Raw genomic sequence first — 14,946 nt, 5'->3', positions numbered from 1 at the left:
GAGGCTGCTCTGTGTGCCGGAACGCAATCTGCGCTGCGCTTCGCATTTGCTTTGGTAGTGCCGGCCGCTGGCCGGCATCACAACCAGACCGGCCACGGCCGAGGCGCGCGCAAGCGGCGCTGAACAGTGAATGGCTGCGCTGAACATTCACTGGTAGTGCCGGAACGCAATCTGCGCTGCGCTTCGCCCTTGCTTTGGTAGTGTCGGCCGCTGGCCGGCATCACAACCAGACCGACCACGGCCGAGGCGCGCGCAAGCGGCGCTGAACAGCGAATGGCCGTGCTGAACATCGACTGGTAGTGCCGACTGCCGGCCGGCAGCCATGCATCTCCGCGCGGGTCATGGGGTTGCCGGCCAGCGGCCGGCACTACCATCGAGGCTGCTCTGTGTGCCGGAACGCAATCTGCGCTGCGCTTCGCATTTGCTTTGGTAGTGCCGGCCGCTGGCCGGCATCACAACCAGACCGGCCACGGCCGAGGCGCGCGCAAGCGGCGCTGAACAGCGAATGGCCGCGCTGAACATCGACTGGTAGTGCCAGCTGCCGGCCGGCAGCGATGCATCTTCGCGCGGGTCATGGGGTTGCCGGCCAGCGGCCGGCACTACCACCGAGGGTGCTCTGTGCGCCGGAACGCAATCTGCGCTGCGCTTCGGCTTTGCTGTGGTAGTGCCGGCCGCTGGCCGGCATCAAACCGGACCGACCACGGCCGAGGCGCGCGCAAGCGGCGCTGAACAGTGAATGGCTGCGCTGAACATTCACTGGTAGTGCCGGCCGCTGGCCGGCAACCCCATGACCCGCGCGGAGATGCATGGCTGCCGGCCAGCGGCCGGCACTACCATCGAGGCTGCTCTGTGTGCCGGAACGCAATCTGCGCTGCGCTTCGCCCTTGCTTTGGTAGTGTCGGCCGCTGGCCGGCATCACAACCAGACCGACCATGCATACGGATACTCGCCAATCTGCCCAGCAAGACCGGCGCGCACCGGATTCCCCAGGATGTACAGCGCTTGCTGCGCCAGCGACTCCTCGGCCCTCACGGCATGATCAAAGTAGCCAGACTGCCAGACCGTACATCGACGCCCCACCAGGCGATTCAGGGCGAGCGCGCTCGACGATTTCATCCGGCGCGCGATGTCGGGAAGGTGAGCTGCGCGCAGCTCGAACATCCAGTGGACGTGATCCGGCATGACGACCCATGCGTGTGACTGTACGAGCCCGCGCTGTTCGATGTAGTGGAACTGGTCGATTACACATGCTGCTGCAGCTTCGCTTTCAAAGAGCCGGCGGCGCTGGTGTGTCGTGGTTGTCAGAACGTAGGACTGGCCGATGATCGAGTGACGGCCCAGACGGAGGCGATGGCTGCTCATGCGCCATGGTGGGTCGATCATTGGGCGTTGGCTGTCGGGCCATGCCTCGATGGAGGTTGGGAGATGTCTGAAGTTGAATGAGGTTGCCGGCCAGCGGCCGGCACTACCGGAGCTGTGGGTTGCCGGCCAGCGGCCGGCACTACCGGGACTATGGATTGCCGGCCAGCGGCCGGCACTACCACTGCCGGCAGGCGGCCGTCGGGGCTCAGCCGCGCAGGGTGGCGCCGCCGTCGACGTACAGGTCGCTCATCGCCACGTGCCCGGCCTGCTCGGAGAGCAGGAACATCACCGAGTGCGCGATGTCCTCGGGGGTGGCCAGCTTGCGCAGTGGAATGCCGGCCTTGTAGGTCTCCAGGCTGCCAGCGATCACCCGCTCGGCACCGCGCTCGTCCTGCCACATGCCGGTCTGCATCGGGGTCAACGTGGACCCCGGGGCGACGATGTTGCAGCGGATGCCCAGCGGCGCCAGCTCCAGCCCGAGGCAGCGGGTGAACATGGTGGCGGCAGCCTTGGACGCGGCATAGGCGGCCATGCCGTGCCGCGGCACGCCGGCGGCATTCGAACTGACGGTAACGATCACGCCCCGCTGGCGCGGCGACATCACCCGCGCCAAGGCACGCCCGACATGGAACACGCCGTCGGTGTTCACCGCGAACACCCGGCGCCAGTCGTCATCGCCGGTCTCGGTCACGCCGCCCATGTGCAGCACACCGGCCACGCTGGCGGCCAGCATGATCGGTCCGATGCTGGACTCGACCCGATCCACCAAGGCGCCGACGGCCGCACTGTCGGTCACGTCGAGTGCGAACGACCTGACCCGCGTATCGGCCACGTGTGGCGCCTCACGATCGGTCGCCACCACCGTGCAGCCGGCCTCGGCCAACAGCCGTACCAGTGCCTCGCCGATGCCGCCGGCGGCACCGGTCACCAACGCCACGCGGCCTTCAAAACCGGTCAACTGCATGTTGCGATCTCCTGTTGCTCGTCCCATTGGCGCAACCGCGCCGACAACCACGGCGCCAGCTGCGCCACCGCATCGCGGCCGGTCAGCTCGGCGTGCAGGAACGGCAGTTCCAGCGCCTGCACCTTGCGCGCGTGGGTCCGCCACAACGCCGACTGCAGCTGCGGCCGCGCGTGGTGATCCCGGCCCGCGCGGACGTGCACCAGCGTGCCGTCGAACGGTTGGTGGATGTGTTCGCGGATCAATCGATTGGTGCCGGTCACCGCGCGCACCACGCCATCGAGCACCACATCCGGCAGGCTGCCGAGTGCACTACCGCCACGTCGCAGGAACGCGAGAATGCGTTCACGGCTGTCCAGTTCCGGATGCGCATCCGGGTCATGACCGGCAATCGCCAGCAGTGCCCGCAATGCACCGATGGCATCGGGTTCCGGCTCGGCCCGCCAGCACTCGCTGGGATAGGCGTCCAGAAGCACCAGCTCGCCAACCTCGCGCCCGATCTCGTGGAGGCGCACCGCCATCGCCTGGGCGAGGATGCCACCCACCGACCAGCCCAGCAGATGCACCGGCCCCTTCGGCTGCAATGCGACCACGCGCTGTACGTAGTCGTTGGCCATCGCCTTGATGCTGCTTGGCAGCGGCAGCCGCGCGTCCAGGGCCGGCGACTGCAGGCCATACACCGGGCGTGCCGGCTGCAGTGCCCGGGCCAGGGTGCGGTAGTTCCAGGCGATCCCCCCGGCCGGGTGCAGCACGAACAGCGGCGTGGGCCCGGCAGCGTCGGTCGCGGCCAGCGCGATCACTGGCCCCAGTGCGTGATCGGCCAGCGCGGGCGGCTCGGCAATGCGAACTGCCAGCGCGGCCACGGTGGGCTGGGCAAACAAGGCACCCAGACCCAGATCGCAGCGCCAGCGCTGCTCGATCGCCAGCAGCAGGTGCACCGCCGACAGCGAATCACCGCCGAGACTGAAGAAATCTGCATCCACTGCCACCGGCGCCTCACGCCCAAGCGCCTGTGCGAACATCAACGCCAGCTCCTGTTCCAGCGGCGTGCGTGGCGCCAAGCCGGCAACTTCAAGTTGCGGTGGCTTCGGCAACGCGTTGCGATCGAGCTTGCCGTTGGCGGTCACCGGCCAGTGGTCCACACCAACGAAGGCCGAGGGCACCATGTAGTCCGGCACACGCGTGGCGAGGTGGCTGCGCAGCGTCACGGCGTCGGCATACGCCGCTGGAACATAGGCCACCAGCCGGGCATCACCCGGCGCGTCCTGGCGCAGCAGCACTTCCACCCGCTCCATGCCAGGCAGCTCGCGCAGTGCCGCCTCGATCTCGCCCAGCTCGATGCGCAGGCCGCGCAGTTTCACCTGGTGGTCGCTGCGGCCCAGGTACTCGACCGCACCATCGCGCCGCCAGCGTGCCACGTCGCCGGTGCGGTAGATACGCTCGCCCGGCAGGAAAGGATCGGCAAGGAAGCGCTCGGTAGTCAGGTCATCGCGACCGAGATAGCCGCGTGCCAGTTGCACACCACCCAGGTACAGGTCACCGGCCACGCCTACCGGCACCGGCTGCATCCGCGCGTCCAGCACGTACAGGCGGGTGTTCCAGACCGGGAATCCGATCGGCACCGGCCGCGAGCGATCCTGCGCCGACGCCGGCCAGTAGCTGACATCCACCGCCGCCTCGGTCGGGCCGTACAGGTTGTGCAGCTCGGCGTGCACGTGCGTGTGGAAACGGTCGCGCAATGAGGCATCCAGCGCCTCGCCACTGGTGAACACCCGTCGCAGCTGCAGCCCTTCGGAGGCCGGTGCAGCGAGGAAGGCATCGAGCATCGACGGCACGAAATGCACCGTGGTGATCCCATGCCCGCGGATCAAGCGCGCCAGTTCGATGGGATCGCGATGCACGTCCGGCCCGGCGACCACCAGCGTGGCCCCGCACAGCAGCGGCAGGAAGAACTCCCAGACCGAGACATCGAAGGTGGCCGGGGTCTTCTGCAGCACGCGGTCATCGGCGCGGATGCCGTAGTGCTCGCGCATCCACAGCAGGCGGTTGACGATGGCACGATGTTCGATGACCACGCCCTTCGGCTCGCCGGTCGAGCCGGAGGTATAGATCACGTAGGCCGCATCGTCAGGTGCCGGATCGGCCCACGGCGCGGCGAAGCTCAGCGCCGTCCACTGCTCCGGCGCGAGCACCGGTACGCCGGCCATGCGCGCCGATACGTCCGCCGCAGCCAGTACGCACACCGGCTGTGCCGACGCGAAAATACGCGCCAGTCGCTCATCGGGATGGGCAAGGTCCAGCGGAAGATAGGCCGCGCCTGCGCGCAGCACCGCGACCAGCGCGATCACCAGCTCCAGCGAGCGCGGCAATGCCACCGCCACCACGCTGCCCGGGCCGACATCCATCGCCCGCAGCTGCGCCGCCAGCGCGAAACTGCGCGCTTCCAGCGTTGCGTAATCCAAAGCAGCGTCGCCGAACACCAGCGCAGGCGCGTGTGGGTCCCGATCCATGCCCTGCTGCAGCAGCTCGACCAGGGTCGTCTCCGGCAGCGCGTGCGCGGTGGCATTGAATTCCTGCAGCACCTGCTGCGCCTCCTTGGGCGTCGCCAGGGGCACGGCTGCGATATCGTCAGCCTGCAGCGCCGCCGATACGAAATGCAGCAGCCGCGCCGCGTGCGCCTCGACATCCTCGCGACTGTACAGCGCGGGATTGGCCTCGATTTCCAGATCCAGCAGCGCCTGGCCATCGCCACGGAAGCCCAGCGTCAGGTCATCCACCGGCCCGGTGCACAGCACCTCGAGCGTCGCCTGCACGCCGGCCAGCGCCAGCGGCTTGTAGAACGGCTGCACATTCACCAACGGGCCGTGCAGGCGCTGCTGCGCTCCGACCAGGCCCAGGTCCCGGCGCAGCTGCTCACCGCGGTAACGGCCGTGCTTGCGCCCCTGGCTGAGCTTCCGGCCCAGGCCGCGGGTGAAGGCCTCCACGCTGCCCTCGCCGGCCGCCACGCGCAGCGGCAACACATTCATCACCATCGCCGGCACCCGCGCCGACGCGTTGCCGAGCCGCCCCATGTAGGGCACGCCCAGCACCACTTCATCGGCCGCGCTCATCCGCCGCAGGTACTCGGCCGACAACGCGGCCAGCACATCCGGCCAGGGCTGCAGCCAACGCACCGAGGCCTGCAGCAGCTGCTCACGGAAGGCCGCATCGAGCGGCTGCACCCAGCGCAGCGCGTCGTCACTGGCCGCGAGCGTGCCGGCCAGGCCCACGCCTGCCGGTGCGCCCTGCATGTGCTCGCGCCACCACTGCCCGGCCAGCGCGCGGCGCGGATCGGCACGATAAGCGGCATCATCGGCCAGCACGCCCGCCAGCCCCGGCAGTGGCTCACCCATGCGGCCGGCGTACAACGCGCACACGCGATCGGTGAACAGCGCCATGCCATAGCCATCGGCCGCCAGATGATGCACCCGCAGGTACCAGACCCAGCGCTGCCCGCCCAGCTCAAGCAGCATCTGTTGGCTGATCCGGTCGCGGGCGGGGTCGACCGGGCTCAGCCGGTCGGCGTGCATCAGGCTGCGTGCCGCAGCGGCTGGATCAGCCTCGACGGACACATCACGCACCGAAAGCAGCGGCACGTGTGCCGGGTCGTACCACTGCAGCGGCTGGCCATCGGCCCCTTCGGCAAAGCGCAGCGCAAAGGCATGGGCTTCGAACGCAGCCTGGTCTGCCGCTGCAACGAACGCGGTCACGTCCAGCGGGCCATCGATCCACACCGCGTGCGCGGTATTGAATGACGGATTGTCCGGCGCCAGCCGCTGTGCAAACCACAGTCCGGTCTGGGCCTCGGTCAATGCCACCGGCGTGGCCAGCGCAGCGGCGTTCATGCGTTCTGCGCGGCCTGCAGCGTCTGCACCACGTTCCACCACTGGCGCAGCGTGGTGTGCTCGGCCAACTGCGAGAACTCCAGCGGCAGGCCGGTGTTGCCCCAGGCCAGGACCAGGCCGAGCATGCGCATCGAGTCCAGGTCCAGGTCGATCAGGTTGTCGTCGTCACCGATCCCTGCTGGCTCGCACTCCAGAACGCGCGCCACGTCGGCACGCATGCGCTCCAGATCCAGCACCTCACCCGCGGCAGCCATCACAGCACCTCCAGCAACTGGTCGGTGGTCATCGGCACCCCGCTGGTGCGCGCGATCCAGTGCAGCGCCTGATCGTGATCGGCGCGCGAGAAGTCCGCCACGGCATCGGCGGCAATGAAGGCCTCGATATCACGCTGGAACGCCTCGACCACGGTCGCCGTGCAGCCGATATGGGCGTACACGCCGGTCACCAGCAACTGGTCGCGGCCACGCACCCGCATCAGCGTCTCCAGGTTGCTGCGCTGGAACGCGCTGTAACGGTGCTTGACCAGCACGTGCTCGCCCGGCTGCGGTGCCAGCGCGTCGATGATCGGTTCATGGTCGGCGCTGCGGCGCATGCCCGGTCCCCACAGGTCGGCCTGCAGGCCACGGTCACGGCGATCCTGGTCGCCATGCTGGGCGGTGTAGAACACCGGAATACCGCGCGCGCGGCAATGCGCCAGCAGGCGTGCGATGTTGTCCACGGCCGGCCGCAGCGGTGCATTGCCGGCGTCGAATGCGGCCAGGAAGTAGCGCTGCATGTCGTGCACCAGCAAGGCGACACGATCGCGCTGCGGGCGCCACGGGCCGCGTGCCTGCGGCAGTTCGGCGGCGGTCGGCAAGGGGTAATCGGTGATACGGGGCAGCGCCATCAGCGCGTTCCTCCTGTCTGTTGCAGATGACGCGCACGCAACTGCGCGCGCAGTTCGCGGCGGCTGATCTTGCCGACCGCGGTGGTATCGAAACTGTCGACCAACACGACCTGGTCGGGCACCTTGAACGCCGCCAGGCCGCGCCCGCGCATCCAGGACTTCAGCGCCGGCGCCTTGAACGGTTCGCCCTGCGGAATCACGAAGGCACAGCTGCGCTCGCCCAGGTACTCGTCGGGAATGGAGACCACGGCCGCATCGAACACACCGGGGTGGGCCAGCAGGTGATCTTCGATCTCTTCGGCGGAGATCTTCTCGCCGGCACGGTTGATGTGGTCACCGGCGCGGCCCTGCACCACCAGGTAGCCTCCGGGCAGCTGCTGCACACGGTCACCGGTACGATAGAAGCCGTCATCGGTGAACGAGCGCGCATTGGCGACCGCGTCGTTGTGGTAGCCGCGGATGGTGTACGGCCCACGGGTGAGCAGATGCCCTACCTCGCCTTCGGCCACCGGCTGGTCGTGATCATCGACCACGCGCACTTCATCATCCGGACTGATCGGCCTGCCCTGGCAGGCCACGATCAGTTCCTCCGGGTCATCCAGCCGTGTGTAGTTGACCAGGCCTTCGGCCATGCCGAACACCTGCTGCAGCGTGCAGCCAAGGCCATCGATCACCCGTCGTGCGGCTTCCGGCACCAGTTTGGCGCCGCCTACCTGCAGTACCTGCAGGCTGGACAGATCATGCTTGCTGGTGGCGGCGGCCTGTGCCCACAGCAACGCCAGCGGCGGCACCAGCCCGCAGCAGGTCACCTGCTCGCGGGCGATCAGCGGGAAGGCCGCATCCGGACCGGGGCCGGGACTGAGCACCACGCGGGCGCCGGCATACAGTGCGCCGAAGAAGCCCGGCGAACTCATCGGGAAATTGTGCGCGGCCGGCAGCGCGACCAGATAGACGCTGTCGCGGTCGATGCCGCAGAGGTCATTGCTGGCGCGGAACGAGTAGATGTAGTCGTCGTGGGTACGCGGAATCAGCTTGGACAGCCCGGTGCTGCCTCCGGATATCTGCAGGAACGCCACCGACTGCGGGTCCGGATCGGACGGCAGCTGGCTGCGATCGCCCTGCAGTGCCTCCAGCGCGATGAACTCCGCCGCATCGCCGTCGATCACCACATGGCGAACCGCCGGCACTTCGGCCTGCAGCGCCCTTGCCAACGCGCGATGATCGAAGCCATCGTGCAGTGCGGTGGTGATGTAGGCACTGGCTTCCGCCTTGCTGGCGAAGTGGACCAGCTCGGTGATGCGGTGCGCCGGCAACGCATACACCGGCACCAGGCCGGCGCGGAACAGGCCGCAGACCGTGGTGATGAACCCGGCGGTATTGCCCAGCTGCACCAGCACCCGTTCGCCAGGCTGCAGGCCGAGCGCCAGCAGGCCCGCACCGATGCGGCCTGCCTCATGCCACAGCTGCGCATAGCTCAGGCGTACGTCGCCGGCGACTACCGCGATGTCATCGGCGTAGCGTTCTGCACGCTCGCGCAGGAAACCCGGGAAGGTCTCGCCACGCCAGTGACCGGCTTCGCGATAGCGCGCCACCAGCGTGTCGGGCCACACCTGCTGCAGTGGCAGGCGGGAAGAGTCAGTGGAGGTACTCATGCGGCAGGCTCGATGGCGGGCGCGGATTCATGGACACCCAGCGCGTTCAACAGGGCAGCGAACTTCGCTGCGGTTTCGGCCACCTCGGCCTCGGGGTGTGACTCGGCGACGATGCCGGCACCGGCATACAGGCGCAGCTGCGTGCCCTGCAGGCGCGCGCAGCGGATCGCCACGTACCAGTCGCCGTCACCCTGCGCGTCCAACCAGCCCACGGCACCGGCGTAGAAGCCGCGCGGCACCGGTTCCAGCTCGCGGATGCGCTGCAGCGCCGCCAACCGTGGCGTACCGCAGACTGCCGGCGTGGGGTGCAGCTGCGCCAGCAGTTCGGCGGCAGACGCCTGCGGATCCTTCAGGGTGGCGTGGATGCGGGTGCCCAGGTGCCACATGCTGGCGGTGGCATGCAGCACCGGGCGCGGCTGCGCATCGATGTGGCTGCAGTACGGTGCCAGGCCCTCGACGATGGCTTCGACCACGTGGCGGTGCTCGTCGTGGTCCTTGGCCGAGGCCAGCAGCGCCTGCGCCGCACGCTCGTCCTCGGCGGCATCGGCGCTGCGCCGCGCGGAACCGGCCAGCGGATGCGACAACAGCTCGGCGCCGCGCTTGCGCAGCAGCAGTTCCGGCGTCGCCCCCACCAGCCAGGCCGGTGCCTGGCCCAGCTCCACCGGCAACGGCACCGCGTAGGTCGCCACCGACGGATCTGCGCCCAAGCGTGCCAGCAGCACGTCCGGAGACAGCGCCTGGCGGGTGCGTGCCAGCAGGCTGCGCGCCAGCACCACCTTCTGGAGGTTCAGTTCGGGCGCGCGCAGTACCTGCACCGCCGCTGCAACCGCTGACGCATAGTCCTGCGGCGCAGGCTCGGCCTTCAGGGAACCGTCCAGCGGCGGTGCGGCCTGCGGCTGCAGTGCCAGTGCCGGCAGCAGGCGCTCGGGCTGGAACAGCGCATCGTCCGCACGCGGTTCGAACGGCACTGCGCCAACCAGCAGGCCCGGGCCGCCACGCTGCCGGGCAAAGAACGCCGAGACGCGTTCTGCCAATGTCGCCAGTGCACCGGCCGGCAGCGTGGCGCGGCAGCCGCGTGCATGCACGTGCTGGCCGGCATGCTGCAGCAGGAACAGCGACGCGTCGTCGGTGCTGTCCAGTGACGCTGGCGCAGCCTCCGGCCACGCGCCCTGCATCAGGGAATCGTTCATGGGGTCTCCTTCGTCCGATGCGCTGCAGCCAGCGCGCACAGCAACAGCAGCAGCGCACCGACCAGCAGGTAAGGCAGGCTCGGCCCGCCGCGATACAACAGCGTGCCGAGCATCGGCCCGGCCACCATGCCCAGCCCCTGCGCGGCAGCGACGGTGCCGGCGGCGGCGCCCTGCTCGTGCGCCTCCACCGCATCGGCGGCCAGCGCCTGGAACGAGGGGAATACGAAGCCCATGCCAAACGCGGCCAACGCGTACGCCGCCGGCAACTGCCAGCCCTGCTGCACGCCCGCCACCGAAGCAAAGCCAATTCCGGAAATCAGCGCGCCAAGGACGATCCAGCGGTGTGGATGCACCTCCAGCTTCATCACCAGCGCCTGCGCCAGGATCAGGCCGACACCAACGGCGGTAAGTGCGATGCCGGCCATGCGTGCACCGGCCGCCGCATCCAGGCCCAGGCGATCAATCGCGAAGAAGCCGACCGTGACCTGCGCGATGGTCACCGAGACCATCGCGATGAACGCTGCCAGCTGCGGCAGGCGCAGGCGCGCGTCGAGACGGCTCATCGGCGTGCGGCGCTGTGCGGACGCGCCCACCACCGGTGGTGTAGCCGGCAGCCGCCAGGCCAGCAATGCCAGTGCCAGCAACGGCAGCAACGCGGCCACGTACAGCGCCAGCGAAAGATTGGTATAGGCCAGCCAGCCGGCAGCGGCCGGACCCAGTACCATGCCCAGCGCGTTGGCACTGCCCAGCCGGGCGAGGAAACTGGCGCGCTGCCCGGTCGGTGCCTTGTCGGCAATCAGCGCAGCGGCCGTGGGCGGCACGGCCGCGTAGAACAGCTCGATCAAGCCGCGCGCGCCGACCAGCACCAGCACCGACACCAGTACCGGCGGCACCGCCTGCAGGGCGACGTCGATGAACACCGCCAGTGCGATGTAGACCGCCGTATAGGCACTCATCGCCAGGATCAGCACGCGCTTGCGCCCAATGTGGTCGCTGAGCTGGCCCCAGGGGCGCGCGGCCAGCATCCACAACACGCCTGCGGCGGTGACCGACAGGCCGGCATGCCACTCGGACAAGCCGAGCATGCGGACCACCGGGCCGATCACGGCGACGAAGGACATCATCGCCATGGTGCCGATCAGGGCAGCCAACACCAGCGCCGGCAAGCCGGGAACGACGGGACGTGCGTGCATGGAACACCAGCCGTAACAGGAAAGGATGGCCGGGCACGCCTGCGCACCCCGCCCGGCACCGGCCCTGCTCAGGACCGGACGCCACCCTTAAATGATAACGGCTCGTATTTGCATTTGATACCCATTCTCTTGAATGGGCGCGCAACAGTGGGTTCAGCGCATTGCATGCAGGCCGAGCAGGCCACGGCGCTTGAACCACCACTCCAGCGGCAGCGTCACCAGCGGCGGGATGGCTGCCAGCAGCGCCAGCGCACTGGCCCACCACGGCCAGCGCAGGCGCACCGCCGCGAACAGGGTGACTGCCACATAGACCAGGAAGGCCACGCCGTGCAGCGGCCCGAACAGCTTCACCAGCGCCACGTTGGCCATCGGGCCGTACTTCATCCACATGCCGATGAGCAGGCCGGCCCAGGTCACGGCCTCGATGAAAGCGACCGCGGCGAACAGACGTCCGGTCGGGTGCATGGGGGAATGTTGGGTCACGTGGGGCTCCGGCATGGGGGTATCAAATGCGAATGATACGCAGATGCGAACCCCATGTAGAGTCGAGCCGTGCGCGACCGCTGGAGCCCACCGAGGTGGACAGCTACCGGAGCGCGTGTGGCAGAACGTGCTCCCCGATCTCACGCAGCACCGCGTCCATCGGCCGCCCGTTGTCGACCAGGTTGAACATCACGTGCGCCACGCCCTGCGCATGCACGCGCAGCAGGTAGTCACGCAGGCCATCGCGGCCGACCTTCAGGCCCAGCGGCAGCGGCTCGGCTGGCGCCTGCGGATCGGCCTGCAGGTCCAGCAGCATCGACTGCACGAACGGCTTGGCTGGCCCACCACGCTGCACCAGCGCCTGCTGCCACAGGCCGATGCGTCCTTCCTGCGCGGCCTCCTCGCGGTGATAGGTGGCCCAGCCTTCGGCCTCGCGCGCGATCCACTGCAGGCTCTGCCGCGCGGTACCCACCACCAGCATCGGGATGCGGGTTGCCGACGCCGGCAGCACGTCGAAGCCACCCGTCGCCTGCAGTACGGCCGTCCGCTCATCGGCCTCCGGTGACAGCGCCGCCCGCAACAAGGTCCAGCGCTCACGGAACGTCGCCGCCCTGCCCTCCAGATCCTCGCCGAATGCGGCGAACTCTTCCGGTCGGTCACCCGAACCCAGGCCCAGCACGAAGCGCCCGCCGCTGATCCGGTCCAGGCTCAAGGCCGACTTCGCCACCTGCAGCGGCTGCCGCAATGGCAGCACGATGGCCGCGCTGCCGACCACGATGCGTCCGGTCGCGGCAGCCAGCATGCCCAGCCACAGAAACGGGTCATCCAGCGCGCTTGCTGTCGCGTCCGGACCCTGCGGCACCATCAGTGGTACATCACGCGTCCACAATGCGGCAAAGCCCAGATCATCGGCCAGTCGCGCAATGCGCCGCGCCTCATTCGGATCGGCCAGTCCATGCGCGGCGACAGGCGTCATCAAGCCCAGGCTCAGGCCCTGTTGCGGAAACAAGGCAGCGTAAGCAGGATTGAAATCACTCATGCCGCCAGCTTAGCGTGCAGGCCTGCGGCAACGATGACGCGCCGCCCACTACCGGAAGAACACTGCATGCCGACGATCCGCCCTGCCCACGTCGATGACCTGCCTGCGATCAGCGCGGTGTGCCTGGCCGCGTTCACTGCGGCGGTCGCGCCTTCGCTCAGCGCGGCCGGCATCGCCACCTTCGGCAGTGTCGCCGCTGCCGAAGCGTTCGGCGCGCGCCTGCACGGTGACAACCACATCCTGGTGGCCGAGCAGGACGGCCGTGTCATCGGCGTGATCGAACTGAAGGAGGGTCGGCATCTTGCGATGCTGTTCGTCGATCCCGCCTGCCAGGGCCAGGGCATCGGCCATGCTTTGTTCGAGGCGGTGCTTCCACAGGTGCGCGAGCCGGTCCTGACCGTGCGCGCCTCGCTCAATGCAGTACCGACCTACCTGCGCTATGGCTTTGCGCTGGACGGTGACGTCGGCGAGTTCAATGGGTTGGTGTATCAGCAGATGGTGCGGGCAGCGGCCTGAAGGCATCCGCCCGGCGTTGCCCGGCAATGCCCGGTGGGCGTCATGCCCTGCAGCACGCCCGTCATGAGCAAACTGAATCAGCGGGCTCCCCGGCGGTTCCTACAATGGCCTGTCACCCTGCCCTTCGAGATGCTGCCGATGCGCGTCGCGCTTTCCGTGTTGCTGCTGGCTTCGGCGCTGAGCGCCTGCACCCCGGCCCCGGTTTCCACCGCCAACTCCGCTGAGGCACCCGCGCCGGCGTCCGCCATCGCCTGGCGCCAGGGCGATGTGGACGATGCCTTCGCCGAAGCCGCCGACAGCGGCAAGCCGGTGCTGCTGTACTGGGGCGCGGTCTGGTGCCCGCCGTGCAACCAGCTCAAGGCCGGCCTGTTCAAGGACCCGGCCTTCATCGCGCTGACCAGCAAATTCGTGCCCGTCTATCTGGATGGCGACGAGGAAGGTGCGCAGGCCTGGGGCGAGCGCTTCGGCGTACGCGGCTATCCGACCCTGATCGTGCTGGACCCACAGCGCAACGAAATCACCCGCGTGGCCGGCGGCAACGACGCCGCCGAACTGACCCGTGCACTGACCGTTGCCGCAGGCCGCCGCAGTGCCGTCGCCGCCACCTTGGCCACCGCGTTGGCAACGCCGGACCGCCTGGCCGCCGAAGACTGGCAGGTGCTGGGCGACTACGGCTGGGAAGTGGACGCCAACCGCCTCGCCGGCGAGCGCAAGAGCCAGGTCGTACTGCGCCAGTTGTCCAAGGCGGCACCGGATGCCGCCCTGCAGCGCCGCTTCGCTCTGCTTGCCTTGGCAACGGCCGAAAAGCCCGATGCCTCACCCACCGAAGTACGCGAGCTGCTGCAGGCGGTGCTGGCGCAACCGGCGGAAGTGCGCCGCAACCGGGAGCTGCTGGGCTATGCGGGCGTGCAACTGGTCAAGCAGGCCAGTGCCGGGCCGGCCACCAGCAACACGCTGGGACAGCAGCTGCTGGTCGCACTGGAGCGCGCAGATGCCGAGCGCGGTGATCGCGCCGACGACGCGTTGTCGCGTGCGCTGACCGAAGTATCGCTGGCCCGCCAGCAGCAGCCGAAGGGTGCACTGCCCGCGGCCCTGGTTGATCGGGTCAAGCAGCGCGTGGCCTCTGCCGATGCCGCCGCCACCGATGCGCATGCGCGCCAGGCCACGATCAGCAGCGCGGTCCATGCGCTGCGCGAGGTTGGCGACGACGCCGGTGCCGAGGCGCTGTTGCTGGCCGAGCTGAAGCGCAGCGAACAGCCGTATTACTACATGCCCGAGCTGGCCGAACTGGCCGAGCAGCGCGGCGATACCGCCGGTGCACTGGAGTGGTTGAAGCGCGCCTACGACGGTGCACAGGGCCCGGCCACCCGCGTGCAGTGGGGCGTGCTGTACGTGGAAGGGTTGCTGAAGCTGGCACCGGACGACGCACCGCGCATCGAGCAGGCCACCGCCTCACTGATCGCCGAACTGGAAGCGCAGCCGTCGGGCTACCACCAGCGCACCCGCCAGCGCTTCGAGCGCCTGGCCGGGCAGTTGAAGGCGTGGAGCGGCAAGCACCAGGGTGCGGAGACGCTGGCGCGGCTGCAGCAGCGGATGCAGCAGGCATGCGGTGACCAGGTGGATGGTGCGTGCAAGGATTGGTTGAGTTGATGATAACGCTGGCAGCGGGCACGTCAGCGCGCCGGTGAGGTTCGAAAAGCGGGTTCTGGTAGTGCCGCTCCCGCTCCCTTTCACGCATTTCAATCCCGCCCCTTGACCTCAACCAATGTTGAGGTGCGAT

General features: G+C 68.8%; 12 protein-coding genes. 2 read left to right on the top strand and 10 right to left on the bottom strand.

Annotation, left to right across the window (positions count from 1 at the left end; genetic code table 11):
* Positions 1-915 precede the first annotated feature (915 nt).
* From H4O10_RS21910 to H4O10_RS21865, 10 genes are all read right to left on the bottom strand, one after another.
* A complete protein-coding gene (locus H4O10_RS21910) occupies positions 916-1,362 on the bottom strand; it encodes a transposase (RefSeq protein WP_024958589.1) in 447 nt (148 codons plus the stop codon).
* Between the two features lie 205 nt (positions 1,363-1,567).
* Complete coding sequence (locus tag H4O10_RS21905; protein ID WP_012480506.1) at positions 1,568-2,326, bottom strand: 2,3-dihydro-2,3-dihydroxybenzoate dehydrogenase; 759 nt, start codon at positions 2,324-2,326, stop codon at positions 1,568-1,570.
* Positions 2,317-6,207: an enterobactin synthase subunit F gene (locus H4O10_RS21900; RefSeq protein WP_012480507.1), complete on the bottom strand. Its 3,891-nt coding sequence runs from the start codon at positions 6,205-6,207 to the stop codon at positions 2,317-2,319. Before H4O10_RS21900 ends, H4O10_RS21905 begins: the two co-directional genes overlap by 10 nt.
* The gene (locus H4O10_RS21895; RefSeq protein WP_044570381.1) at positions 6,204-6,461 is read right to left on the bottom strand and encodes a phosphopantetheine-binding protein; all 258 of its coding nucleotides are present in this window, start codon (positions 6,459-6,461) and stop codon (positions 6,204-6,206) included. Before H4O10_RS21895 ends, H4O10_RS21900 begins: the two co-directional genes overlap by 4 nt.
* Entirely contained in the window at positions 6,461-7,093 is a 633-nt protein-coding gene (locus tag H4O10_RS21890; protein WP_012480509.1) for an isochorismatase family protein, read from the bottom strand. The genes H4O10_RS21895 and H4O10_RS21890 overlap by 1 nt, the downstream gene beginning before the upstream one ends.
* On the bottom strand, positions 7,093-8,745 hold the full coding sequence (locus H4O10_RS21885) for an AMP-binding protein (RefSeq protein WP_012480510.1): 1,653 nt from the start codon (positions 8,743-8,745) through the stop codon (positions 7,093-7,095). Before H4O10_RS21885 ends, H4O10_RS21890 begins: the two co-directional genes overlap by 1 nt.
* Positions 8,742-9,935: an isochorismate synthase gene (locus tag H4O10_RS21880; RefSeq protein WP_012480511.1), complete on the bottom strand. Its 1,194-nt coding sequence runs from the start codon at positions 9,933-9,935 to the stop codon at positions 8,742-8,744. The genes H4O10_RS21885 and H4O10_RS21880 overlap by 4 nt, the downstream gene beginning before the upstream one ends.
* The gene (locus H4O10_RS21875; protein WP_182681067.1) at positions 9,932-11,128 is read right to left on the bottom strand and encodes an MFS transporter; all 1,197 of its coding nucleotides are present in this window, start codon (positions 11,126-11,128) and stop codon (positions 9,932-9,934) included. Before H4O10_RS21875 ends, H4O10_RS21880 begins: the two co-directional genes overlap by 4 nt.
* A gap of 153 nt (positions 11,129-11,281) precedes the next feature.
* On the bottom strand, positions 11,282-11,593 hold the full coding sequence (locus H4O10_RS21870) for a DUF3817 domain-containing protein (RefSeq protein ID WP_005413704.1): 312 nt from the start codon (positions 11,591-11,593) through the stop codon (positions 11,282-11,284).
* Positions 11,594-11,714: 121 nt separating this feature from the next.
* Positions 11,715-12,650, bottom strand: coding sequence for a TIGR03571 family LLM class oxidoreductase (locus tag H4O10_RS21865; RefSeq protein ID WP_012480513.1), 936 nt, complete (start codon positions 12,648-12,650; stop codon positions 11,715-11,717).
* Positions 12,651-12,716: 66 nt separating this feature from the next.
* On the opposite strand from H4O10_RS21865, the gene H4O10_RS21860 reads away from it, so the two are divergent.
* Both H4O10_RS21860 and H4O10_RS21855 read left to right on the top strand, forming a co-directional pair.
* Entirely contained in the window at positions 12,717-13,166 is a 450-nt protein-coding gene (locus H4O10_RS21860) for a GNAT family N-acetyltransferase (protein ID WP_012480514.1), read from the top strand.
* Between the two features lie 129 nt (positions 13,167-13,295).
* Positions 13,296-14,816 carry a thioredoxin family protein gene (locus tag H4O10_RS21855; RefSeq protein ID WP_044570388.1) on the top strand — a complete coding sequence of 507 codons (1,521 nt, stop codon included), beginning with the start codon at positions 13,296-13,298 and terminating at the stop codon, positions 14,814-14,816.
* Positions 14,817-14,946: the final 130 nt, after the last annotated feature.

Origin of the sequence: Stenotrophomonas sp. I18B00994, from assembly GCF_014145825.1 — a bacterium.
GTDB lineage: Bacteria > Pseudomonadota > Gammaproteobacteria > Xanthomonadales > Xanthomonadaceae > Stenotrophomonas > Stenotrophomonas maltophilia.
This window is presented reverse-complemented; position numbering and strand designations above follow the sequence as displayed.

Coding starts and splice junctions, on each gene's coding strand:
- H4O10_RS21910 (WP_024958589.1), bottom strand. CDS start 1,362: ATGAGCAGCCATCGCCTCCGTCTGGGCCGTCACTCGATCATCGGCCAG.
- H4O10_RS21905 (WP_012480506.1), bottom strand. CDS start 2,326: ATGCAGTTGACCGGTTTTGAAGGCCGCGTGGCGTTGGTGACCGGTGCC.
- H4O10_RS21900 (WP_012480507.1), bottom strand. CDS start 6,207: ATGAACGCCGCTGCGCTGGCCACGCCGGTGGCATTGACCGAGGCCCAG.
- H4O10_RS21895 (WP_044570381.1), bottom strand. CDS start 6,461: ATGGCTGCCGCGGGTGAGGTGCTGGATCTGGAGCGCATGCGTGCCGAC.
- H4O10_RS21890 (WP_012480509.1), bottom strand. CDS start 7,093: ATGGCGCTGCCCCGTATCACCGATTACCCCTTGCCGACCGCCGCCGAA.
- H4O10_RS21885 (WP_012480510.1), bottom strand. CDS start 8,745: ATGAGTACCTCCACTGACTCTTCCCGCCTGCCACTGCAGCAGGTGTGG.
- H4O10_RS21880 (WP_012480511.1), bottom strand. CDS start 9,935: ATGAACGATTCCCTGATGCAGGGCGCGTGGCCGGAGGCTGCGCCAGCG.
- H4O10_RS21875 (WP_182681067.1), bottom strand. CDS start 11,128: ATGCACGCACGTCCCGTCGTTCCCGGCTTGCCGGCGCTGGTGTTGGCT.
- H4O10_RS21870 (WP_005413704.1), bottom strand. CDS start 11,593: ATGCACCCGACCGGACGTCTGTTCGCCGCGGTCGCTTTCATCGAGGCC.
- H4O10_RS21865 (WP_012480513.1), bottom strand. CDS start 12,650: ATGAGTGATTTCAATCCTGCTTACGCTGCCTTGTTTCCGCAACAGGGC.
- H4O10_RS21860 (WP_012480514.1), top strand. CDS start 12,717: ATGCCGACGATCCGCCCTGCCCACGTCGATGACCTGCCTGCGATCAGC.
- H4O10_RS21855 (WP_044570388.1), top strand. CDS start 13,296: ATGCTGCCGATGCGCGTCGCGCTTTCCGTGTTGCTGCTGGCTTCGGCG.